This window comes from Streptomyces sp. NBC_00316 (assembly GCF_036158715.1).
In the GTDB taxonomy this organism is placed as follows: domain Bacteria; phylum Actinomycetota; class Actinomycetes; order Streptomycetales; family Streptomycetaceae; genus Streptomyces.
Map to the genome: position 1 here is coordinate 6,021,862 of NZ_CP108023.1, position 21,529 is coordinate 6,043,390.

A 21,529-nucleotide genomic window follows, 5' to 3' on the forward strand; every position below is an offset into this window, starting at 1 on the left:
CTGAACCCACCCCCGGCCTCCGGGGCCGTCGTCGGCCCACTCGACCCTCATCGACCCGACGGCGGCTCCGGACTACCTGGAAGCGGCGGCACCCTGTGCGGGGGTGCCGCCGCTTCCTGCATCATCTGCGGAGCCTGTCAAGCTACGTCGCTGACCAGGCCAAACGGTGTTTGCTGGCGTTGGTTGCCGTTGAACCCGCGTGACGCCGTTGTGCCCTCCATGGCGGCATGGCTGGGTCCGTCACGCGTCAGCGGGGCAACTTGCGCTGGCGTCGAAGCCGGCCGCCTTAGCGTGGTTTCACAGTCGGATCGGTCATCGTCGAGCCAAGCGTCTGTTTCCGGGGACGATGATCGCCGTCATTGCTCTGGCGTGGCCAGCCGTGCCGATTGAACGTGCTCCTAGCCTGTCCACGCCGGAATCAGAGCTCTAAGAGGTCGCACAGATAGGCGCGGTGGGGGAGCCCAGCGGCAGAACGGGCACAGACCCTGGTGATCATGGAGCTGCGACGCTCTGTGATCACTGGGCAGACCTGTGCTCGCGCTGTCCTCATGGTGACAGAACTGCTCTGGGACCATTCGCGGCCCTGCTGCCCAAGCGGCCGGTATACCACCCGGACCATCCGCTCGGCTGCCACTGCCCGCGCATCAGCGACCCGACATCTTCGACAAACTCCTGCAACTCCTGCGCAGAAATCTCTCGACGGCTGCAAGACAGCTCACTCAACAGCGTCCAATGCCGGGGCAATTGTGGCGAAGGCCCGATCGGTCAGTTCGGCGGGGTCCTCCGCACCGTCGCTGCCGCTCCACCGTTGCAGCACGGTGTCGAAGGCGGTGAGCGCCATCCCGGCGGCTAGCTGCGGGTACAGATCGGTGTCGGGGCCGAGCCCGAGGCGCTGCGCCAACTCTGCTGCCAGGTCGTCGCGCCACTGGTCCTGGCGCTCCAGGAAGCGTGCGCGCAGTGCGGGCGTGCGCAGAATCAGCTGAACCACGCGCAGCGTCCTGTCGGAATGGTCGGCGCAGGCGGCCATGGAGACCCAGACGGTGTGCTGCAGGGCCACAGAAGGCTGCTCCTCGATGGGGCGAGACGCCAGCGTTGCGCGCATGCCGGTGCCCATGTCGGCCAGGAACTGGACGACCACGTCCTCCTTGGAAGCGAAGTACCGGAAGAACGTTCGCTTGGACACGCCGGCGGTGGCCGCAATCTCGTCGATGGTGACCGCTTCGAACCCCTTCAGCGCCAGTAGCTGCAGCGCCGCTTCGCTCAGCTCGTTGGAGACGAGCTGGCGTTTGCGCTGGGCCATGGTGACTTCAGGGTGGGGGCTCACCGGGCAATCCTATCGCTTTGCCATCCATGGCACTCGGTAACTGCTTGACATCAAGTGTCATGGACGGCAACGTATGCCGCATGACGGAGAACCAGCGCTGGACTGCCGATCAGATCCCGGACCAGGCCAAGCGGATGTTTGTCGTCACCGGAGCCAACAGCGGCCTCGGCCTGGCGACCACCCGGGCACTCGCCCGCAAGGGCGGGCACGTGATCCTCGCGGTACGCGACGAGGCCAAAGGCCACCTGGCCGCCGCAGAGATCACCGCTGAGCAGCCTGGCGCCGCCCTTGAGGTGCGCCGCCTCGACCTGGCCGATCTCGATTCGGTCCGAGCGTTCGCCGATCAGTTGCGCGCCGATCATCCGCGGCTGGACGTGCTCGTCAACAACGCCGGCGTGATGGCGCCGCCCCGCTCACTGAGCGCCCAGGGCCACGAGTTGCAGTTCGCCTGCAACCACCTCGGCCACTTCGCGCTCACTGGTCTACTGCTCGACTTGCTGACCGACGGCAATGACCCCCGCGTGGTCACAGTAAGTTCGACCAACCACCGGCAGGGGCACCTCTACTTCGACGACCTTTCCGGCCAGCGCAAGTACTCGCCCATGGGGTTCTACAACCAGTCGAAGTTCGCCAACGCCGTCTTCGGATGGGAACTCCACCGGAGGCTGACCGCGGCCCACAGCTCGGTGCGCAGCCTGCTCGCCCACCCCGGCTACACCTCCACCAACCTCCAAACAAGCGCGCCGGTCGGCATGGTGAAGGTGCTGTTCGGCCGCGTCCTCACCCCGCTCGCACAGTCCCCGGAGCAGGGTGCATTGCCCCAGCTGTACGCGGCCACCGCCCCGGACGTGAAGGGCGGTGAGTTCATCGGGCCGGACGGCTTTGCCGAGCTGCGAGGCGGCCCCACGCAAGTGAAGTTGTCCACCGCGGCAGCCGATCCCCAGACCGGCCGCCGTCTGTGGGAACTGTCAGAACAACTCACCGACGTGCGGTTCCTGTTTGCCACTTCCTAACGAACAGCTCGCGCGGACGAGCGTGAGGTCATGGCCGGCGATTCGGGCGTTCGGCCCAGCGGTGGGTTGTCCACGCCTGTCGGATCAGACTCCGCACGGTGATGATCGTGTCGGCGAGATCGAAAAAGGCGTTGATGACGATGGCCCGGCGCTCATAGCAGCGGGCGTGCCGCTGCGGCTCGTACAGGCTGTGGCAGCCGAGCAGTACGTGGGGCTCGTGCTCGACGACTCGGCAGCGAGCGAATAGCTGAGCGTTCGGCTACGCCGCTTCGTACCGGTGGGCTCGTCCGCCGCGCCATTCGATCCAGTGCGGGTCGTCGAGGATGTCCCAGGCGTCGTCGAGGCCGGCCCGCCGCAGAAATTCGACGAGGTCGCGATCGTCGTGGGCAAGCCCGACGATCTGCCCGTTGATGGTGACCCTTCGCCCACCGGTGGCGGAGAGGCCATGGACGACTATCGGCGCGCTCATGCCTCCAGGGTGCGACTGGTGGCAGGTCACCGCATGCGCGTCACGGTTAGCGTCCCGTGCCGGCCTGATCCGGCAAGCACCTTCGTCGAACTGGCGGCGGCAGCACAGCTGCGGCACACGTGTGACGTGAGCGCGGCGATCAGGTGATGCGGCGACCGCACCCGTGATCCGGCAGCACCCCGGCTTGTTCCCGGGTGTGCACATATCCGTCGCGACGGATTTTCACCTGAAGGGGAAGGCCACCATGAGCATCCACATGTTGAAGCGGCGTATCGCCGCGCTCGGCACCGTCCTGGGGCTGGGCGTCGCGCTGCCGTTCACCCTCGGGGTCACCCCCGCCCAGGCGCAGGCCCAGCTGGACATCACCAAGACCCATGTCGGGGACTTCTCCCGCGGTGGGGAGGGGATCTACCGCATCACCGTCATCAACAGCGGCACCGAGGCGACCCCGTCCGGGACTCGGATGACGGACGTCCTCCCCACCGGGCTCACTTCCCCGGGGGTGCGGTTCCTCAGCAACTCGGCCCCGGTTAACTGCACAAGCCCCGGCGGAGACCGGTTGGTCTGCGACACCGGCGTGCTGCAGCCCGGTGACAACTACACGCTGGAACTCGTCACCGACGTCGCCGCCGACGCTCCCTGCACCATCACCAACATCGCCACTGTCGTCGGCGCCACCGGTGGCATCAGCGACTCGGCCAGCGACTCGACCAACATCCCCGGCTCCAACTGCAACGGCGGAGGCGGCGGAGGCGGGTCGCTGCTCCCCATCAGCCTCAGCGGCGTGATCCCGATGTTCAACAACATCAGCACGAACACCAACATCAACAGCCCCGGCGCCACCAACACCAGCAAGCAGCACTTCAAGGAGACCGCGCCGACGGATCAGTAGGCCTCCACCACCTTGACCTCCTACTCCGTGACCTCCCCTTCCAAGACCCGGAACGAGCGGAACTGGCACGCGCGGTACGTGCAGTTGAGGCACCGCACTCTCCTGGCACAGGAGTAGGGCGAGAGCGGCGGCCGTACATGCCAGCATCGGTGGATCGTGCGCGGGCACTGGCGCAACCACTACTACTCCTCGCGCAAGGCCAACCGGCCCATCTGGATCGACCAGCACATCAAGGGCCCGGACGGTGCGCCAATCCTGGACCCGGAAAAGCTCGTCAACCTCCTGCGCCGCTGGCACCCACCAGACGCACCGGTGCCCGCCTCTCCGTGCAGGGGACGCGGGCACCTTGCGAAATCCCCGGACCCGCGCGTGCCGGGCACGCGCTACTGCTCCTCATGAACGTAGCCACTTGCCCATCACCGCATCCGCGTCACGGTCAGCGTCCCGTGTCGGCCCGACCCGGCAAGCACCTCGACCACCAGGCCGGTGTCGAGCCGGGTATAGATCTCCTGGTCGGCTCTCCCGGCGCCGGCCTCGGGAGCGTCTGCGAGTACCTGGCCGATGTGGGCGGCGAGGCCAGCCGTGAGCCTGGCGGTCAACCGCACCCGGTTCTCCCCTGCGGCTACTACCGCCAAGTTACGCGGCCGATGCCTCGGCCCGGTGTGCCCGACGACCTGGGCGTTGATGGTGTCTGCGTGCCTGACCTTCACCCATCCGCGGCGCCCGAACGGATACCCGCCCTCGGCCCGCTTCGCGACGATCCCCTCAATGCCTTGCGCTTGCAGCGCCCGGTACCAGTGCTCTGCCGTCTCGTAGTCGTCCGTGGCCGGCGCAGCCTGAATCGGCGGGTCGACATCGGCGAGCAGGTCCAGGAGCAGCGCGCGCCGCTCTGTGTACGGGCGTCTGGCGACGGCGCCGTGCACGGGGTGCTGCAGGACATCCCAGACCACATACGAAGCCGGATACTGGGCGGCCAGCTGGCGGGCCCGCATCAGGGATGATGCTGCTCTCGACTGTGCAGCCCCGAAGTCGATTCGGCCGTCCCGCCACACCACCGCCTCCCCGTCCAGGACCGTCCCCCGCAGCAGGGCGGTCATCCCGGCGGTGGCCAGGTCCATCCAGTGCGTGGTGACGACCCGACCGGACCGGGCGTACAGGGTGACGGTGTCCTCGGTGCGCGCCATGACGGTCCGGTGCCCGTCGAACTTGGGCTCGTACCACCACCCGGGCCCGTGCGGCACGGTCGGGACGGGGTAGGCCAGTGCCACCTTGCGCTGACGTCCACGGGTGTTCGCGGTTTTGCGCCGTGGGTGTCACGCAGTTAGACACTCAGTGTGCCTAGCTCGCATCGCTCTAGAGGTGGGCTACGCGAGCAGTGGCACGGCCGCTGGCAGCCCGTCAGCCAAGCGTGTATGCGGTTGGCAGTGCCCTCATCTAGGCACCTCAACCCCACGCCGGAACCGCTCCGTAGTAGAGAAGCAGGAAGCGAGCCACAAGGCCTCCGGCATGTTCAGGATCACGCCACTGATGACCGGGATTGGCGAGCTCCGCCGCAACTCCTCGGGGAAGTCTTCGCCGAAATCAAGTCCCTGAGCCCGTGCGCCCGGCAGGAGCAACCCGCTAGGCATGATAGGGATCGGATCCCAATCGAGGTCACTGTGCAGAAGCGTGGCGTAAAATTCCCCGGGGCGCTGCCAGAAGATCAACTGCTCATCGAACTCATTGACCCAGTGCAGTACGTGGTCTGAGCGATCGAAGACGACGCCCGCCATCTCTCCGAGGTGACTCAGGACAGCGTTCCGCCCCCGATACCCGCCGACGTACGCACGGGCTTCATTCACGAAGTCCGTCACGGTGTTGGTGTCCAGCACCGATGTCCCAGACAGCTTGATGGTGCGGGGCCGGCGGCCCTTCTGCCCTCCAACACGGAGTTGCTTCGTAGCGTTCGCCCAGTACAGTTTCTCTGTTTCCGGGTCAAAGACGACACAGAACACGGGTACGTTGCCGTTTGCCCAGGTCTCGGAGTGCTGCCGCACCGGTACTGCGTAGCCGTACGAACGTCTCCATGAGACACCACCCTTCACCTGAATCTTGATGACGTCGTTGGTCACCCGCCCGGAGTCGGCGAAGGTGACATACAGGTCCTCGCCATAGTCGTTCTGCCCAGAGATTTCCTCTACGACGTGATCGTGACTTTGCAGGAGAGTGCGCAGAGCGTTCACTGCCGCCTGTTCCACCCGTCGCCCACTCGGAATAACCGTCATGTCCCACCCCCATCAGCATGGTTGTCCGTCTACCGTGCCATCCGGGTCTGACACTGGGGCGTTGAGAGAGCTGCATGCGGAAGCTCGCACCTGCGCCATGAGCTTGGGTATCACAGCTCTTCGGGCATCGATTGTGGCTCCGACTAGCTCCGACAGTCAGCTGCCGCCCCTGTGGCCTCTGTTGTGGGACACCCATGTTGACTGTGGTTCACCGTTCGATCTGGCACGTACCTGGCACGCCGACACCTGCTTTGCAGGTTTGATCAAGCAGCTCGCTGGACGGTCGCCGCGCAGCCAGCGTTGGCACCGTTGCCCGCCCGAAGTTGCTCACCTTCAGCGCCGTTGATGTCAGCCGATGGCCCCATTCGGTTGCGCCGGTGGTGGACAGTGCGGTCGGTTTCGGGCCCCCGGGCCGGTCCCGAGACCTACATCAGATCCGGTAGATGCTTTTAAGATAGGCCTTGGCGACGCCTGACACGCTCGGCCTCCATCCGAGCACCCCAGCCAATCGCTCACATTCCGTCGCAGCCCTGTCTCGTAGGTGCTCATCGGCCCGCACATTCAACACGAGTTCTCCGTTGAGGTTGTCGTGGAGATGGGCGCTGTGGTCCTTCAGCCCGAGGATCTCGACTTCCGTGCCGCGCTCGAGGGGCATAGGCGCCTCCATGGGGACGGACGCTCCTCTTCAACCATCTCTCCAATGTGCCGGGTTCACGCCTGACCAGATCGAACCAACGGATCACGTGCGGAAATCGGCTGGCTTCTCAGTCGCCAGGATGATGAAGCGTTGACGCCTGCCCATTTCACAGCAGGCAGAACTGGTCGCCACCTCGCCGTCTCGGACCCCCACTGACTATCTGCATGTCCATGCCACTTATACTTCCAGTTCTGTACATCGTCACGGAACTAAGGAGCCACCAGCCCATGCGTAAATCCCGGATCGCCGTCACCCTCGGCGGTGCAGTCGCCGCCACCGTCCTCACCATCAGCACGGCCTCCGCCATCACCTTGGAGGTGGATGTGGCTGGAACCACCCCATGGCCCGGTGGCGCCGTTACCGCCAGGTGTGCGTCAACCGAGGAGGCCGTGGGCTGTTTCCGTAGCGATGGCGACTGGTTCAGTCTCGTGGACCAGAAGTCCGACGGACACTCCGTCGTCATCCGTTGGGCCACATATGACCCCAAGAGCAACGTGATGCAACGCGAGGGCATCATCTGGAACACGGCTGGCCTCAACGCATACCGCTACATGAACAAGAACCTCGCCGAAGGCGACTTCCTTGAGTTTTCGATGTGTGCCGCCGAGTGGTCCACCAAGCACATCATTGAGAACACCTGTGCTGGTACGACCAGCGCGACTGCCTAACCTCGATCGTTCATGACGGGCCGAGCGGCTTGCTGACGGGCCCTTTGTGGTGTGACTGATGGTGGTTTCGGGATCCAGGCAGGAGGACGCCCCGGCTGCAGCGTCGGGTGGGCTCCGGGTTCCACGGCTCCGGTGGGGTTGTCCAGGCTCGTCGGGACGGTTGGGTCCGCTGGTCAGCCGGGGTTCGGCAGGATCTGGAGCCGGTCGAGGGCGTCGGTGATCACATTGGTCCAGGGCCAGGTGCGGGCGAGCCTGAGTCGGCGGCGCCGGCCGGTGGTGACCAGCTGGCCGGCGGTGGAGAACAGCCGCAGACGGAGCTTTTTGACCTCCCAGCGGCGGGTGGCACCAGTCAGCGCGAGCATCGGCATCCAGGCGAGCAGGTCCAAGGCGAGCGAGACAATCTCCAGCCAGAGCTGGTTCTGCGCGAAGTCGTGCAGCGGCAGGTTGCGCAGGCCGGTCGCGCGGGCGGTCCTGATGCGGTCCTCGCAGCGAGCCCGGCGGCGGTGCCACAACTCCAACTCGGCCATCACGCCCGCGGCGGTGTTGGTGGCGAAACAGGTGAGCCGGTTGCCGTCGACGTCAGTGAAGCGCAACTGGGCTCCGGGATGAGGCCGTTCCTTGCGGACGATCAGCCTCATCCCGGACGGCCATCCCTTGAGAACGTCCCCGGCGAGTTCAGCGACCCAGGCACCGTCACGGACTTGACCGTCCGGCTCGATGGCTGGCGTCCACGCCGATGCCGGGATCGTCAGCACCGCCTGGTGGATGGCATCGGTGATCGTCATCCCGACGGAATACGACAGCCATCTCCCTGGCGTGGAGAGCCAGTTGACGAACTCGTGGGTGCCACCGCCGGAGTCGGTACGGATCAGTGTCTGCCGGCCGCGCCGTAGCGGTTTCGGCAGCTGGGCCAGGGCGATCCAGGCGGCTTCGATGTGATCGGCAGCGGTGTTGGAGCCGGCGTTGCCCGCCCGCAGCAGCGCGGCCACTGGCTCCCCGGAACCGTCCTGGCCGTGGTCGACGAACGCCAGCAGCGGATGGTGCCCGAAGGACTTCTTCCAGGTCGGCGCCGTGTCCTGCTTCTCCGAGTGCGCGATGACGAGCACGCCGTCGATATCCACCGTCGCCTGCCCGTCTGCAGCCGGGCTTCTCGCCCCGGCCAACTGCCACACGTGTTCGCGGACTTCAGCCCGGGCGGAACGGATCGCGGCAAGGGCCTTCGGCCCGGACCTGGCGAGCGTGGCGATCAGCCGGGAGACGGTGGGGTCGGAGGCCACCGTCCCGAACACGTCCGGCTCGGACCTCAGCATCCCGACATCGGACAGGCAGTCCCCGCCGAGTGCCACCGCGAGCGCGACATCGAGCAGGATCTTGCCCGGATCGTGGACCGCCCGCGGCTTGCGCCACGGCGCGAGCGCCGCCGATATCGCGGTGTCAAGGCCGCACCTGCGGACCGTCTCCACCAGCAGCACGGCCCCGGCCTGGGAGACCACCCCGCGACTGCAGCCCTCGACGCGGACACGCGGATAGCACCCGATACGCTTCTTCACCCGAGAAGTGCTTCTTTCCTCGCGACTGACTGGACCCTAGACAAGTCCCATCGTTGCAGGTCAGGAGCACTTCTTGCTTTTCTGATCAAGCCTCGGACAGCTCGTGCGGTGAACCGAGGCCAAGTCGTTGCCGGTCACGCGCGCAGCCAATCACGTCGCCGTGAGGGAGCACATCGGGGGAGCTGCTTCACGCCTGGGCGAGGGGAGCGACGGGCACGGTGGCACCGAGCGCAGAGCTCTGCAGCGCCGTGATGCGCTCGATGACGAGTCCCATCAGCACGGCCGCCGCGATCATGAGCGCCTCCGCCACCACGAGGAGGGCCACCGACCCCGGGGCCACCTGGCCCGCCACCACGACCACCAGCGCGTGCGTGATCCAGGCGACCCACCACAGGTTCACCAGTGTCGTGTCTCGCTTCTGCTCCCACGACGCGGAGCTGGCGCGCCCGATGTCGAGGACGAACCGGCGAGGGATAAAGAGGTTGACCACCGGTATGAACCACGCGCCGATCGTCCAGCCCCGACTCGGGAGCGAGGCCTGGGGGGACAGCTCCTGGGCGTTGTGCCGGGACCGGGCGAGCCACACGAGGAACAGCACGATCGCAAGAGTCATCAGATAGCCGAAGATCATGGAGGTGAAGCCCGACTTGTGTAGGGACGCATCCGTGTGGTGCAGGTAGTGATCCCGGACTGCCGCCGTGCGGAACGCGTCCGCCACGGCGGCCACCGCTATCGCCACCTGCGCAGAGCGGGCGAGGATCCAGGGAGCTTTGCGGGCGGTGCTCGTCATCGTCTTGGCCTGTCTCGGAGGCGTGTGCGGCCCAGCGGACGCTGGGGCGCAGTGATCATAGGGTCTGCTCGCCGCACGCGCGTACGACTTTCGAGTCCTCGGTCGCGGGATGCGCATCCCCGACAGCAGATGGCCGTAAGTGCACGGGGACCGGCTGCGGGCAGCATGCCGATCAGGCGGGATGCGGTCGAATCGGAGGCAACCGGCCCACCGCACGCCGCTGTCCGCAAGGCAGTCCCCCCAGAGCACCGCCCTGCGAAACCACTCCACGGCCGTCACCCTCGACGCGGACACGCGGGTACAACCCGACACTCTTCTTCACCTGAGGAGTGCAGCTTTCCTGACGACGAACAAGACCCTGGACAAGTCCCGTTGCCCCAGGTCAGAGGTACTCCTCGCTTATTCGATCACGCCTCGGATACCCCTGCTGGTGAAAGCGCGAGGCTAACCCCCACCCCACGTGCTACAGCTTCTGAGGACCGACGGTGTCCAACGAAGCGTCGGCGGCCGTCTGCCTTGGCTGAGCACGTCGAGGTAGTCGCTGCTTGACGAGGCGTCAGCGGACATGGTCGAGCAGGTCGGCGACGTCCGCGATGACCCTTTCTCCCGCCTCCGTGACGGCCCGGAATGGCCCTTCGGGACGACGTTGAGCCGACCTCCGCCGAACAGGACGTCGCCCCGGATGCCGATCGCAGCTACCTGGCACCGCTCGAACCCGCGTAGCGGGTGCGGATTGACGGGCGGGAGGGGCGCGCGGCGGCGCTGCAGCGCCGCGACTACTTTGACGGGCGGAGCGTCTTCCGGCTCGGCCTGTGGTCGAGCCGGAGCTCTGTGGTTCCGGGTGGCACTGTGTGGGTGTGGGGCGATAGCCGGGCGATGCGCCTCAGGGCGCTGGGGTCTGACCCGGATGAGCCACGACCGCAGCCCGGCGACGCGCTGCCCGGACGGCATGCACCCCGCCCGGGTGGACCGCAGCCCACACTGTGCCGCCGTGCCGCCCGGTTGGGTGTCCGGGTGGGCGGCCGTTGGAATCCTGCGGAGGCCACTCTGCTCGTCCAGTACCGCGAGGGTGCTGCCGTGGTCGTCCGGACCGAACTCACCGAGGCTAGCCCCAATACCGGTAACTTAGGGCGTTTTTATCCGCTTGACCCGTTTGGGTTTGGTGGCATTGACAATGGTGATGGCCGGGGCGGGCGGGTGTTCTGCACCATGGTGGGCTGCGCGTTTGAGGGGCCAGTTGGCCATTTTGCGTTTGATGACACGGGGGTTGGCTCGGCGGCGTCGTGGTGGCAGGAGTCGTTCGAGGAGTTCAGCGTGGGTTGCTTTGACCGCACGGGCGAGTCTGCCGGGGGGAAAACGCCGCCTGGTCGGTGACCTGGCGGCGCACGACGCGCAGTGAGCGAGTGAAGGAGATCCGGTCGGGATCGTGGTCGGCTTGTCGAGCGGCCTGGTGCATCAGACGCCTGATGGCGTGGTGGACGAGCAGGAAGCCATAGAGTTCCTGCTCGGCTCCGTCGGGGTGCTGCGAACGCAGCACCAGGTGGGAACCGCCGAGGTGGGTCTTGATCTCGTCGAGAGTGGACTCGAACTCCCATCGCTGGGCGTAGAGTCCGGCCAGTTCCGCGGCTGGGGCCTCGTCCGGGTCGAGGACCGTGGTGAGGAGCCGGTAGACGCCCTCGTGGCCGGCGATGGCGTACTCCACCGCGCGTGCCGGGACCCCGCGACGGACGTGATGGATGTCGCTGCGGTCGAAAATCTCCGTGAGATAAGAACCGTCCGGGAACTGCTCGACCACGGGCAGCACGAGGTCCTTGCGGACTCTCCACAGCAGGTCGGCTCCGGTCGCAGCGGCTTTGCACCACAGGTCCACGCTGTAGAAGCCACGGTCAGCCAGCAGCAGTATCCCCGGCCGCAGGGACGGCAGGACCGCCCGGGCCAGGGCCTGCTCTCCGGTCCGCAGAGGGCCGATCGCGGCGTCGCAAACGGCGTGGGTGCCGCACTCCACCAGGCCGACCATGCGGATCTGCGGGTAGCCGACGTTCTGCTCGCCCCGCCCGGAACGCGGTGGACGGCCGAACGCCTCCACGTTCGCCTTCGTGTCGGGCAGATCGAACGTGGTGCCGTCGATCGCGGTCAGCCGCCAGTCTCGGTAGAAGGCACCCTGAGTACCCGGTGTGGCAACCGGACGGCACACCCGCGCGAACAACTGCCGCAGCGGCGCCACCCCCAACCGTGACCTGGCTTTCCAGATCGCCGCCGTACTCGGCACCGCCCACGACGCACGCCAGCGCCGCTCACCCTGCAAACCCATGGTCAGCAGCCGGGCGACCTCCTCGTAGCTCTGCCCCGAGAAAAGGCACATCGCCAGCACGAAGTAGACCACCAGCCGGGCCGGCAACAGCCGGTTTCGCTGCTGCACCCGGCCCGTCTCCGCCAACACCTCGTCCACGAGCCGCGCAGGAAACGCCTGCGTCAGCACCCCGACCGCGACCCGGTCCGACAGACGCTCACCAGATGACTTCAGCTGACCCGCTCTCGGCATACCACCAGCAACGACCAGATTGCACCTAAGTTACTGGTATTGAGGCTAGCCCATGACTGACCTACCGCTGCTCCCATGGGTCGGCCGGCAGTACCTGACCGTTCGCGGCGAGTGCGCGACGCGGAATAACCGGTGGGCAGCCAACGGGCAGGGTCGGGTTAAGTGCCCTGAGAGTGCCCTCGGGCACGAGGGAAGTGCTGACTTCCCAGCTCAGGAAGTCAGCCGTACACCCTGTGCGGGGGTGCCGCCGCTTCGCCGTGTCCGGAAGTCGTGCCAGGTGCCGTGTGCCCGGCGCCGGATGCTGTGCGGATACGGTTGGTCATGGGTGGCCATGAGCGACCGCGGACGTATGGGTCACCCGGCACATACAAAGAAAAGGGGCGCGTAAGCGCTTTCGGCGTTCACCGTCCGTTCGCCGGCCCATTGCTTCGTTCAATACGCAAAGATATAGGCGGTGAACGGACCGGGGTGCGGCCCATGGATCCCCATCCATGGGCCGCACCCGGCTTACCCCCGTCGGGCGCGGAGCCGCACCGTCCGCCGACCGCCGCCGAACGAGCAAAACCCCCCACGGCCTTCACTCGTTCATCCGGTCGGCGTCGGTTTCGTGCCCGACGCCGTACAGTTTTTCGGCTGCCGATGGGGTGCGGCGAGACGTTTCACCTCTGGCCGAAACCCCGTGGTGACGTCCTGTGACCGTGCGCATACCCTTGGGCGGGGGGAATTGCGGATGCAACAGGTGGGGGTTCGGTGCTGCGTATCCATGTGTCAGGAATGGACCTTTCCCAGGTGCGGATGGCCACCCGGCCGGATGCATTGTGGGAAACCATTCTGAGTTTTCACCGGCTGAGGGACCGGCGTGCCTCCACGGTGTTCGGCAAATGGCGTGCGGAAACCCGGCCCCGGCTGAATGGGGAGACGCGCCTGCTGGCTGCGCTGGTGCCACCCCGCGGCTATTTCCCGGACTTCCTGACGCCCTCCCGGGCCGGCAGCGAGCCCCATGGCTTCGACGCCGGAATGGAGGCGCTGCGCGACACACCGCCCGAGCGGCTCCACGCCGAACTCGGCCTGCTGCGCGCCGACCGCCGCGAGCCCGGCCGGCCGTCGTCGCTGGGCGGGCGGCACGGTGGCGGGCATGCGGGCGGGCGCCCGGGGCGGACCGGTGGTGTACGGCCCGCGGGCGGTCGGCCGGGGGACGCGCGGCCGGTGCCACCCGTCCGGCTGGACGCACTCGGCGAAGGGCGCGCCGAACCTCTCGGGCGGCTCATCTCCGCCCTGCGCGGCTACCACCGTGCTGCCGTCGAACCGTACTGGCCGCACATCCGGGCCAGCATCGAGGCCGACCGCGCCGTCCGTGGCCGCGCACTCCTCGACGGCGGCGCCGAGGAACTCCTCGCCTCCCTCCCGCCCATGATCCGCTGGCGGGCCCCGGTGCTGGAGGCGGACTACCCCGTCGACCGCGAACTGCATCTGGACGGGCGGGGGCTGCTGCTCCAGCCGTCGTTCTTCTGCCGCTCCACCCCGGTGGTCTACCGCGACCCGACGCTCCCGCCCGTGCTCGTGTACCCGGTCACCCACTCCGCCGCCCCGGTCTTCGCCGAGCCGGGCCCGGGCCCCTGGCTGGGCCGGCTCCTCGGCAACACCCGGTCGACGGTCCTCCAGGCCATCGGCGCGGGCTGCACGACCAGCGAGCTCGCCCGCAGGGCCGGAGTGTCCCTGGCCTCCGCCAGCCAGCACGCCTGTGTGCTGCGCGAGGCGGGGCTCGTACGCACCCTGCGGCACGGCAGCTCGGTCCTGCACACGCTCACCCCGCTGGGCGGTTCGCTGCTCAGGGGAGGCGCGCCGCTCGCGCTCTCCTGAGGGACCGTGACACTCTCCTGACGGGCCGGAACGGGCCGCTCCGGAAGATTGTGCCGGCGCCGGCGATGAGTTCCGGGACGCCTCACCGTCTACCCCTCGAAGGCGCTCGGACCGGGCGCCACCGAAGAGAAGAGAGAGACGCACATGCCTCAGATGATCTTTGTGAATCTGCCGGTCAAGGACCTCGAGACGACCAAGGGCTTCTTCGGCAAGCTCGGCTTCTCGTTCAACCCGCAGTTCTCCGACGAGACCACCGCGTGCCTGGTCATCAGCGACACGATCTTCGCCATGCTCATCACCGAGCCGCGCTTCAAGGAGTTCACCAAGAAGGAGATCGCCGACGCCTCGAAGACCACCGAGGCGATCATCGCGCTCAGCGCCGAGAGCCGCGAGGAGGTCGACGTGCTGGCCGATACGGCGCTCGCCTCCGGAGGATCGCCCGCCAACGAGCCCATGGACCACGGATTCATGTACGGCCGGTCCTTCCAGGACCCCGACCACCACATCTGGGAGGTCGTGTGGATGGACCCGGCCGCCGTCCAGGCCCAGGGCTGAGCGCCCGGTGAGCCCGGGGCCTCACCCGGAGGTGAGGCCCGGCCAGGTCACGCCCGTGAGCTGCTCGGACGCCACCCACAGCCGTTCGCCCGCCGCGTCGCTGCGCGTCCAGCCCGCCCGCCAGGACGGGGCGGGCGCGCCTCGCCAGCCCAGCAGCTTCGGGCCGGTGAACGAGTCGGGGCGTACGCCGGGGGCGGTGGCCGCGTACAGCGTCGGCAGCGCCCCGGACGACGCGGGCTGGGCGACGATCCGGTTGCCGATGTCGAAGATCCGCTCCGCGGCCCTGCGGTTCTCCATCCGGGCCGCCACGGTCTGCAGATTGGTCGCCGCGTAGCCGGGGTGCGCGGCGGCGGCCACGAGACCGGATCCGGAGGCGGTGACCCGGCGCGCCAGCTCATGGATGAAGAGCAGGTTCGCGGTCTTCGAGCGGCCGTACGCGATCCAGCGGCGGTAGTTGCGCTCGCTGTTGAGATCACCGATGTCGATGTTGGACGCGGCGTGCATCGCGCTGGACACACTCACCACGCGGGCCCCGGGGGTGTCGAGGAGCTTCGGCAGCAGCAGGTTGGTGAGGGCGAAGTGTCCGAGGTGGTTGACGCCGAACTGGGTCTCGAAGCCGTCGGCCGTCCGCCCGTACGGAAGGGCCATCACCCCTGCGTTGTTGATCAGCAGATCCAGCCGGTCGTACGGGTATGCCGCGGCGAACTCCCGTACGGACGACAGGTCGGCCAGGTCCAGGGGCGCGCACTCCACCTCCGCGCCCGGCGCGGCCGCCCGGATGTGCGCCTCGGCCTCCTTGCCGCGGCTCGCGTCGCGACAGGCGAGCAGCACCCGTGCGCCGCTGCGCGCCAACTCCTGTGCCGTGACCAGCCCGATGCCGCTGTTGGCTCCGGTGACCACCGCCGTACGGCCGCTCTGGTCGGGGATGTCGCTCGCGTTCCAGACCTTGGTCATGGATCAAGCGTACGGCCGGAACGGGTTGGCCGGAATCGGCTGGGAGGCGGTTCCGTCGCCCCGGCCGGGGCGACGGTCCTGCCGCCCCGGCCGAGAAGCGACCCTGTCACACCGTCAGACGGCGCGCACCGCGAAGACCTGGACCGATACCTCGTCGTCGTCCAGGCAGACGCCTGTCGCCAGGTCGAAACGCTGTTTCAGCAGCGGCGAGGCGACGAACGGCCGCCCGCCGTCCGATCCGACCAGGCCGCGGGAGAGGACGTACGCCCCCGTGAACGGGTCGCGGTTGTCGATCGCGTACACCTGCCGCGCCCGGTCGACGAAGAGTGCCACCTGCCTGCCGTCCGGGAGTAGGGCGGCCACACCGCGCCCCGGTGTCAGGAGTGACAGCTTGCAGACCGTGAACCACGCTTCCCCGCAGGCGAGTTGGACTGACAGGTGCTGCGCTGTCGTCACTGTTGTCGCGGTCATCGGGAAACGCTCCCTTCGAGAGTGCGGACGGCGAGCACCGGTCCGGCGAGGATCTCCAGGTCGGGCCTGACCTGGTCGCGCTCCGGAACGAACCGCACCGACGGGTCCGGTGCGTCCGGTGCGTTGACGAACGTGACGAACCGGCGCAGCCGCTCCGGGTCGTTGATGGTCTCGGCCCATTCGTCGCGGTAGCCGGCGACGTGGTCGGCCATCAGCCGCTCCAGCTCGTCGCAGAGCCCGAGCGAGTCGTGGACGACGACGTCCCGTACGTGGGCGAGGCCGCCCTCGATGCGGTCCAGCCAGGTCGACGTGCGTTCCAGACGGTCCGCGGTACGGATGTAGAACATCAGGAACCGGTCGATGAGCCGCACGAGTTCGGCATCGGACAGATCCTGGGCGAGCAGGTCCGCGTGGCGCGGTGTGGCGCCGCCGTTGCCGCCCACGTACAGGTTCCAGCCGCTCGCCGTGGCGATGATCCCGAAGTCCTTGCCGCGCGCCTCCGCGCACTCGCGGGCGCAGCCCGAGACCGCCGACTTCAGCTTGTGCGGCGAGCGCAGCCCGCGGTAGCGCAGCTCCAGGTCGATCGCCATCTTCACCGAGTCCTGCACGCCGTACCGGCACCAGGTCTGCCCCACACAGGATTTGACCGTGCGCAGCGACTTTCCGTACGCGTGCCCGGACTCGAACCCGGCGTCCACGAGGCGCGTCCAGATCAGCGGCAGCTGTTCGACGCGGGCGCCGAACAGGTCGATCCGCTGCCCCCCGGTGATCTTCGTGTACAGGCCGAAGTCGCGGGCGACCTCGCCGATCACGATCAGCTTCTCCGGAGTGATCTCCCCGCCGGGGATGCGCGGCACGATCGAATAGGAGCCGTTGCGCTGGAGGTTGGCGAGGAAGTGGTCGTTGGTGTCCTGCAGGGCGGCCTGTTCGCCGTCCAGCACGTAGCCGCTCGCGCCGAGCGTCGGGGCCAGCGAGGCGATGATGGAGCCGACCGCCGGCTTGCAGATCTCGCAGCCGTCCCCGCCGCGCGCCGCCTCCCGGCCGTGCGAGTCGAGCAGTCGCGCGTACGACGTGACGCCGAGGGTGCGGACGATCTCGTACAGCTCGCTGCGGGAGTACGGGAAGCAGCCGCACACACCCTTGTCGGTGCTCTGCGGCAGCAGCTGCCCGATCACCTTCACGCAACTTCCGCAGCCGGTACCGGCCTTGGTGCACTTCTTCACCTCGGGCAGCGCGGTGTGTGCACAGATCGCGCCCTTGGTGACGTTGTGGCAGGAGCAGATCACCGCCTCGTCAGGCAGCGCGGACGGGCCGAGTGCGACCGGGCCGCCCGCACCGGCCGGCAGCACCAGCTGCTCGGGGGCGACCGGCAGGACCGTCCCCGTCATCGGCCGCAGCGTGCCGTACTGCTCGGCGTCCCCGACCAGCACCCCGCCGAGCAGGGTGCCGTCCTGCCCGATCACCAGCTTCTTGTACACGCCGGAGCGGGAGTCCGCATACACCACGTCGAGGCAGCCCTCGGCCGTACCGTGCGCGTCACCGAACGACGCCACGTCCACCCCGAGGAGCTTCAGTTTCGTCGACAGATCGGCGCCGGTGAATGCCGCCTCCTTGCCGGCGATCACCTCGGCGGCCGTCTGCGCCATCTCGTAGCCGGGCGCGACGAGCCCGTACACCCGGCCGTCCGAGGCCAACGCGCATTCGCCGATCGCGAAGACCGACGGATCGGAGGTGCGGCACTCCTCGTCGACGATGACGCCGCCGCGCGGGCCGACCGCCAGACCGCAGTCGCGGGCCAGCTGGTCGCGGGGGCGTACGCCCGCCGAGAAGACCACCAGGTCGGTGGCGAGCGAGGAGCCGTCGGACAGCGACATGCCGTTCACCGCGCCGTCCTCGCCCGTGGTGACCGCCTGCGTACCGACGCCCGTGTGCACGGTGAGGCCCATCGACTCGATGGTGCGCAGCAGTGCCGCGCCGCCGCCCTCGTCGACCTGCACCGGCATCAACCGGGGCGCGAACTCCACGACGTGCGTGTCGAGTCCGAGTCCCTTCAATGCGCCCGCCGCCTCCAGCCCGAGCAGCCCTCCGCCGACCACCGCGCCGGTCCGTGCCGTCCTTGCGTACTCCTCGATCGCGAGGAGGTCCTCGATGGTGCGGTAGACGAAGCACCCCTCGGCGTCCTTGCCGGGGACCGGCGGGACGAACGGGTACGAGCCGGTGGCCAGCACCAGCGTGTCGTACGTGAAGGTCTCCCCGGAGCGTGCGGTGACGGTACGGGCCTCGCGGTCGAGGGACTCGGCGGGGTCGCCGAGGTGCAGCTCGAAGCCGTGCTGCTGCATGAATCCGGGCTCGACGAGCGAGAGATCTTCCGGGGTCCTCCCGGCGAAGTACGAGGTCAGCTGGACCCGGTCGTAGGCGGCGCGCGGCTCCTCGCAGAGCACGACGACCCTGGCCGTGCCCGCGGTCGTGGTCAGGCCGCGGTCGGCGAGCGCCTCCAGGAACCGCTGGCCGACCATGCCGTGTCCGACGACCACAATCGTCGGGAGGGCGGAGGTACGGTCGGTCGGGAGAGTGGACACCGGCATCTCAGAAGCCTCCGTCGTGGGTGAGGAGATGGAGCAGGGACGTTTCGGCGGGGAGCGGTTCGTCGTCCTCCCAGGTCCGGGCGAGCGTGCCGACCGCGGCGAGATCGCCGAGCAGCACACCGCCCGCCAGCCGGTCGCCACGCACGACGACCGAGCGGTACGCGCCACGGGTGGCGTCGGCCAGCCGGACGACGTCGTCGCCGGGCAGCGGCCGGGAGTCCCCGAACGCGGCCAGGTCGAACGGGCCCGTGGGCCCGGCCGCCGGACCGTGCAGCGTGAGACGGGTCAGGGCGCGGGTCCCCTCGTAGCGGGCGGGCCGCCCGGCCAGCACATCGACGAGCACATCGGCCTGCTCCAGCGCCGGGCCCGCCAGCCCATACACGGCGCCGCGGTGCTCGGCGCAGTCGCCGACCGCGTGGATGTACGGATCGGAGGTACGCAGCTCGTCGTCGACGACGATCCCGTTGCGCACCTCCAGGCCGGCTGCCCGCGCGAGCCCGGTCCTGGGACGTACGCCGCAGGCCAGCACCGTGATCTCGGCCGCCAGCTCGTAGCCGTCGGCGAGCTCCACCGCCCGCACCGCTCCGTCGGCGCAGCGCAGCCCGCGGACCCGGCACTCGGTGTGCACCTCCACGCCGAGGCTCTCCAGATGGCGCCGGAGCAGCCCGGCCGATTCGGCGTCCAGCTGCCGCTCCATGAGGTGCTCGCCCTGCTGGGCCAGCACCACCTGGGCGCCGGACGCGGCGAGGGCGCGGGCTGCGGACACGCCGAGCAGGCCGCCGCCGATGACGACGGCGCGCACGCCTGCAGCGGTGTGCTGCCGCACGGCCTCCCGCAGAGCGAGGCAGTCGTCGAGCGTGCGGAACGCATGCACCCCCTCCGGCATCGTGTCGCCGAGCCCGCGCAGCGGCGGCAGCACCGGGTTGGACCCGGTGGCCAGCACCAGCCGCTCGTACCGGACGACGCCTCCGTCGTCGCAGTGCACCAGCCGGTCCGCCCGGTCGATCCGCACCACCCGCACCCCGCGCCGCACCTCGGCCGGGGGCAGCGCGATGACCTCGGCCGCGTACCGCCCGGCCAGTACCTCGGCCAGCAGCACCCGGTTGTAGGGGGCGTGCGTCTCCTCGCCGACGACGGTGACGCCGGGCACCCGGGCGGCGAGCCGTGCGCCCGCCATCCCGGCGCCGATCACCACCACACGCGCCGCGTTCTCCGTCTTCGTCCTCATGGTGAGCAGCTTGTGCGGTGGGTGTTACCCGACCGGATCCCCGCTGTTTCCCGGGCGGAACCTTGCGCTCAGCGCCTGCGGACGCGCTCTGTGAGGGCGCCGTGCCACGGGAACCTCAGAGTTGGCTCAACTTTCCCGCGATCCGGACGAGACAGTTGGACGGGACACGTATCTCGTCCATACAGTCGCGACCATGCCCGACATCACGCTCACCACCCTGGTCGTCCTCTGCCTCGCCGCTGCCGCCGCGGGCTGGATCGACGCGGTGGTCGGCGGCGGCGGGCTGCTTCTGCTGCCCGCGCTGCTGCTCGGCCTGCCGCACGTCCCCGCCGCGCACGTCCTCGGCACCAACAAGGCGGTCGCGATCGTCGGCACGTCGGGCGCGGCCGTGACGTACGTACGCAAGGCGCCGGTGAAGGTCGGGACGGCCGTCCGGATCGGGCTCGTCGCGCTGGCCGGATCGATGACCGGGGCCTTCTTCGCCGCCGGGATCAGCAGTGACGTACTGCGCCCGGTGATCATGGTGGTGCTGCTGGCGGTCGCGGCGTTCGTGATGCTGCGTCCCCAGTTCGGCAGGGAGGCCGCCGGGGACACGGACCGCAAGGTCACCCTGGCCCGTACCGCCACCGCGATCGTGCTGGTCGGCGGCGGCATCGGCTTCTACGACGGGCTGTTCGGGCCGGGCACCGGCACGTTCCTGGTACTCGCCCTGACCGCCGTGCTCCACCTCGACCTGGTGACGGCGTCCGCGACCGCAAAGATCGTGAACGTCTGCACCAACGGTGGCGCCCTCGCGATGTTCGCCTACCAGGGCAGCGTGATGTGGCAGCTGGCCGCTCTGATGGCGGTGTTCAACCTGGCGGGCGGGCTGCTCGGCGCGCGGATGGCGCTGCGCAAGGGCAGCGAGTTCGTCCGGGGCGTGCTGCTGGTCGTGGTGTTCTCGCTGGTCGCGAAGCTGGGCTTCGACCAGTGGGCGTGAGGGTGCGGGTCACCGCACGCCGGTGAGGTGTGCGTAGGCCACCACATTGCCCTGGTAGCCGGTGGTCGGCGAGAAGCCGCCGCCGCAGGTGATCAGACGCAGCGAGGCATGCGGCGAGGCGCCGTACACCCGCTGGTCGGGGAAGTTCTTGTTCTCGTACACCTCGATGCCGTCGAGCGAGAAGACGGCGGTGTGCCCGTCCTGGCGGTCGACCTCGATGGTGCTGCCCTTCTGGAGGGACCCCAGGTCGTAGAAGACGGACCGCCCCTGCGCGTTGTCGACATGACCGGCGACGAGCGCGGTGCCCTTGGCACCGGGCGGGGTGCCGTCCTTGTACCAGCCGACGACGTTACGGTTCTCGGCCGGCGGCACGTCGAGACTGCCGTCGGAGCCGAGCCCGAGCCCGATCATCGGGGCGCTTACCCGGATGCTGGGGATACGGAGGCGGACGGGCGCCGAGGGACGCAGCGGTTCGGCGACGGGTGAACCGGGCTGCGGTTCGGGCCCGGCGGCGAAGGCCTGGGCCGCGGTCGGCTGCGGCGGCACCAGCTGGGTGTCGGCGCCGTTCTGGATCATCCAGATGCCGGTCAGCGCGGCGACGGCGACCAGCCAGCCCTTGGCCTTCTGGAACACGGTCATCCTCCGGTGGGGGGAAGGTGGGGGTGGGTCCCGTCCCGGTGGCACGAGG

At 68.7% G+C, this 21,529-nt stretch carries 19 protein-coding genes and 3 pseudogenes; 7 read left to right on the plus strand and 15 right to left on the minus strand.

All coding sequences use genetic code 11. From position 1 onward, the window contains the following. Positions 1–548: 548 nt before the first annotated feature. Positions 549–708, plus strand: a pseudogene (locus tag OG878_RS26705) (IS5/IS1182 family transposase); the annotation flags it as partial. Positions 709–715: 7 nt separating this feature from the next. Here the strand turns inward: OG878_RS26705 and OG878_RS26710 are convergent. Continuing rightward, on the minus strand, positions 716–1,300 hold the full coding sequence (locus OG878_RS26710) for a TetR family transcriptional regulator (protein ID WP_328889126.1): 585 nt from the start codon (positions 1,298–1,300) through the stop codon (positions 716–718). A 104-nt stretch (positions 1,301–1,404) separates the two neighbouring features. Here OG878_RS26710 and OG878_RS26715 point away from each other — a divergent pair, with 104 nt between their 5' ends. Further along, positions 1,405–2,337 (plus strand): oxidoreductase, encoded by a 933-nt coding sequence (locus tag OG878_RS26715; RefSeq protein ID WP_328889127.1) that lies wholly within the window; start codon positions 1,405–1,407, stop codon positions 2,335–2,337. Between the two features lie 28 nt (positions 2,338–2,365). Here the strand turns inward: OG878_RS26715 and OG878_RS26720 are convergent. Next, positions 2,366–2,509, minus strand: a pseudogene (locus OG878_RS26720) (IS5/IS1182 family transposase); the annotation flags it as partial. Positions 2,510–2,596: 87 nt separating this feature from the next. Then, positions 2,597–2,806 (minus strand): hypothetical protein, encoded by a 210-nt coding sequence (locus OG878_RS26725; RefSeq protein ID WP_328889128.1) that lies wholly within the window; start codon positions 2,804–2,806, stop codon positions 2,597–2,599. Between the two features lie 244 nt (positions 2,807–3,050). On the opposite strand from OG878_RS26725, the gene OG878_RS26730 reads away from it, so the two are divergent. Next, entirely contained in the window at positions 3,051–3,698 is a 648-nt protein-coding gene (locus tag OG878_RS26730) for a hypothetical protein (RefSeq protein WP_328889129.1), read from the plus strand. Between the two features lie 416 nt (positions 3,699–4,114). Here OG878_RS26730 and OG878_RS26735 read toward each other — a convergent pair whose 3' ends face one another. The 3 genes from OG878_RS26735 to OG878_RS26745 form a co-directional block, all read right to left on the minus strand. Then, positions 4,115–4,966, minus strand: coding sequence for an ATP-dependent DNA ligase (locus OG878_RS26735; protein ID WP_328889130.1), 852 nt, complete (start codon positions 4,964–4,966; stop codon positions 4,115–4,117). A 162-nt stretch (positions 4,967–5,128) separates the two neighbouring features. Beyond that, positions 5,129–5,962 carry a DUF4365 domain-containing protein gene (locus OG878_RS26740; protein WP_328889131.1) on the minus strand — a complete coding sequence of 278 codons (834 nt, stop codon included), beginning with the start codon at positions 5,960–5,962 and terminating at the stop codon, positions 5,129–5,131. 430 nt (positions 5,963–6,392) lie between these two features. Further along, the gene (locus tag OG878_RS26745) at positions 6,393–6,617 is read right to left on the minus strand and encodes a hypothetical protein (protein WP_328889132.1); all 225 of its coding nucleotides are present in this window, start codon (positions 6,615–6,617) and stop codon (positions 6,393–6,395) included. Positions 6,618–6,886: 269 nt separating this feature from the next. Between OG878_RS26745 and OG878_RS26750 the strand changes: the two genes are divergently transcribed. After that, the gene (locus OG878_RS26750; protein WP_328889133.1) at positions 6,887–7,327 is read left to right on the plus strand and encodes a hypothetical protein; all 441 of its coding nucleotides are present in this window, start codon (positions 6,887–6,889) and stop codon (positions 7,325–7,327) included. Positions 7,328–7,500: 173 nt separating this feature from the next. Here OG878_RS26750 and OG878_RS26755 read toward each other — a convergent pair whose 3' ends face one another. The 4 genes and pseudogenes from OG878_RS26755 to OG878_RS26765 all read right to left on the minus strand — a co-directional run bounded on the left by OG878_RS26755 (position 7,501) and on the right by OG878_RS26765 (position 12,209). Then, on the minus strand, positions 7,501–8,877 hold the full coding sequence (locus tag OG878_RS26755; protein ID WP_328889134.1) for an IS1380 family transposase: 1,377 nt from the start codon (positions 8,875–8,877) through the stop codon (positions 7,501–7,503). Positions 8,878–9,064: 187 nt separating this feature from the next. Next, on the minus strand, positions 9,065–9,667 hold the full coding sequence (locus tag OG878_RS26760; RefSeq protein ID WP_328889135.1) for a DUF4328 domain-containing protein: 603 nt from the start codon (positions 9,665–9,667) through the stop codon (positions 9,065–9,067). A gap of 128 nt (positions 9,668–9,795) precedes the next feature. After that, a pseudogene (locus tag OG878_RS42350) lies at positions 9,796–9,989 on the minus strand (IS1380 family transposase); the annotation flags it as partial. A gap of 987 nt (positions 9,990–10,976) precedes the next feature. Beyond that, a complete protein-coding gene (locus tag OG878_RS26765) occupies positions 10,977–12,209 on the minus strand; it encodes an IS4 family transposase (RefSeq protein WP_326601096.1) in 1,233 nt (410 codons plus the stop codon). Between the two features lie 750 nt (positions 12,210–12,959). Here OG878_RS26765 and OG878_RS26770 point away from each other — a divergent pair. Next, positions 12,960–14,069 carry an ArsR/SmtB family transcription factor gene (locus OG878_RS26770; protein ID WP_328889136.1) on the plus strand — a complete coding sequence of 370 codons (1,110 nt, stop codon included), beginning with the start codon at positions 12,960–12,962 and terminating at the stop codon, positions 14,067–14,069. Between the two features lie 144 nt (positions 14,070–14,213). Beyond that, the gene (locus OG878_RS26775) at positions 14,214–14,624 is read left to right on the plus strand and encodes a VOC family protein (protein ID WP_328889137.1); all 411 of its coding nucleotides are present in this window, start codon (positions 14,214–14,216) and stop codon (positions 14,622–14,624) included. A gap of 21 nt (positions 14,625–14,645) precedes the next feature. Here OG878_RS26775 and OG878_RS26780 read toward each other — a convergent pair whose 3' ends face one another. The 4 genes from OG878_RS26780 to OG878_RS26795 all read right to left on the minus strand — a co-directional run bounded on the left by OG878_RS26780 (position 14,646) and on the right by OG878_RS26795 (position 19,862). Then, the gene (locus tag OG878_RS26780; RefSeq protein ID WP_328889138.1) at positions 14,646–15,578 is read right to left on the minus strand and encodes an oxidoreductase; all 933 of its coding nucleotides are present in this window, start codon (positions 15,576–15,578) and stop codon (positions 14,646–14,648) included. A 114-nt stretch (positions 15,579–15,692) separates the two neighbouring features. Beyond that, positions 15,693–16,049 carry a nitrite reductase small subunit NirD gene (gene nirD, locus OG878_RS26785; RefSeq protein WP_328889139.1) on the minus strand — a complete coding sequence of 119 codons (357 nt, stop codon included), beginning with the start codon at positions 16,047–16,049 and terminating at the stop codon, positions 15,693–15,695. Next, positions 16,046–18,634, minus strand: a complete 2,589-nt coding sequence (gene nirB / locus OG878_RS26790) for a nitrite reductase large subunit NirB (protein ID WP_328889140.1) — start codon at positions 18,632–18,634, stop codon at positions 16,046–16,048. The genes nirD and nirB overlap by 4 nt, the downstream gene beginning before the upstream one ends. A 1-nt stretch (position 18,635) precedes the next feature. Further along, complete coding sequence (locus tag OG878_RS26795) at positions 18,636–19,862, minus strand: NAD(P)/FAD-dependent oxidoreductase (RefSeq protein WP_328889141.1); 1,227 nt, start codon at positions 19,860–19,862, stop codon at positions 18,636–18,638. 193 nt (positions 19,863–20,055) lie between these two features. Between OG878_RS26795 and OG878_RS26800 the strand changes: the two genes are divergently transcribed. Next, positions 20,056–20,841 carry a sulfite exporter TauE/SafE family protein gene (locus OG878_RS26800; RefSeq protein ID WP_328889142.1) on the plus strand — a complete coding sequence of 262 codons (786 nt, stop codon included), beginning with the start codon at positions 20,056–20,058 and terminating at the stop codon, positions 20,839–20,841. Between the two features lie 9 nt (positions 20,842–20,850). Here OG878_RS26800 and OG878_RS26805 read toward each other — a convergent pair whose 3' ends face one another. Then, positions 20,851–21,480, minus strand: coding sequence for a class F sortase (locus tag OG878_RS26805; RefSeq protein WP_328889143.1), 630 nt, complete (start codon positions 21,478–21,480; stop codon positions 20,851–20,853). Between the last annotated feature and the right edge of the window lie 49 nt (positions 21,481–21,529).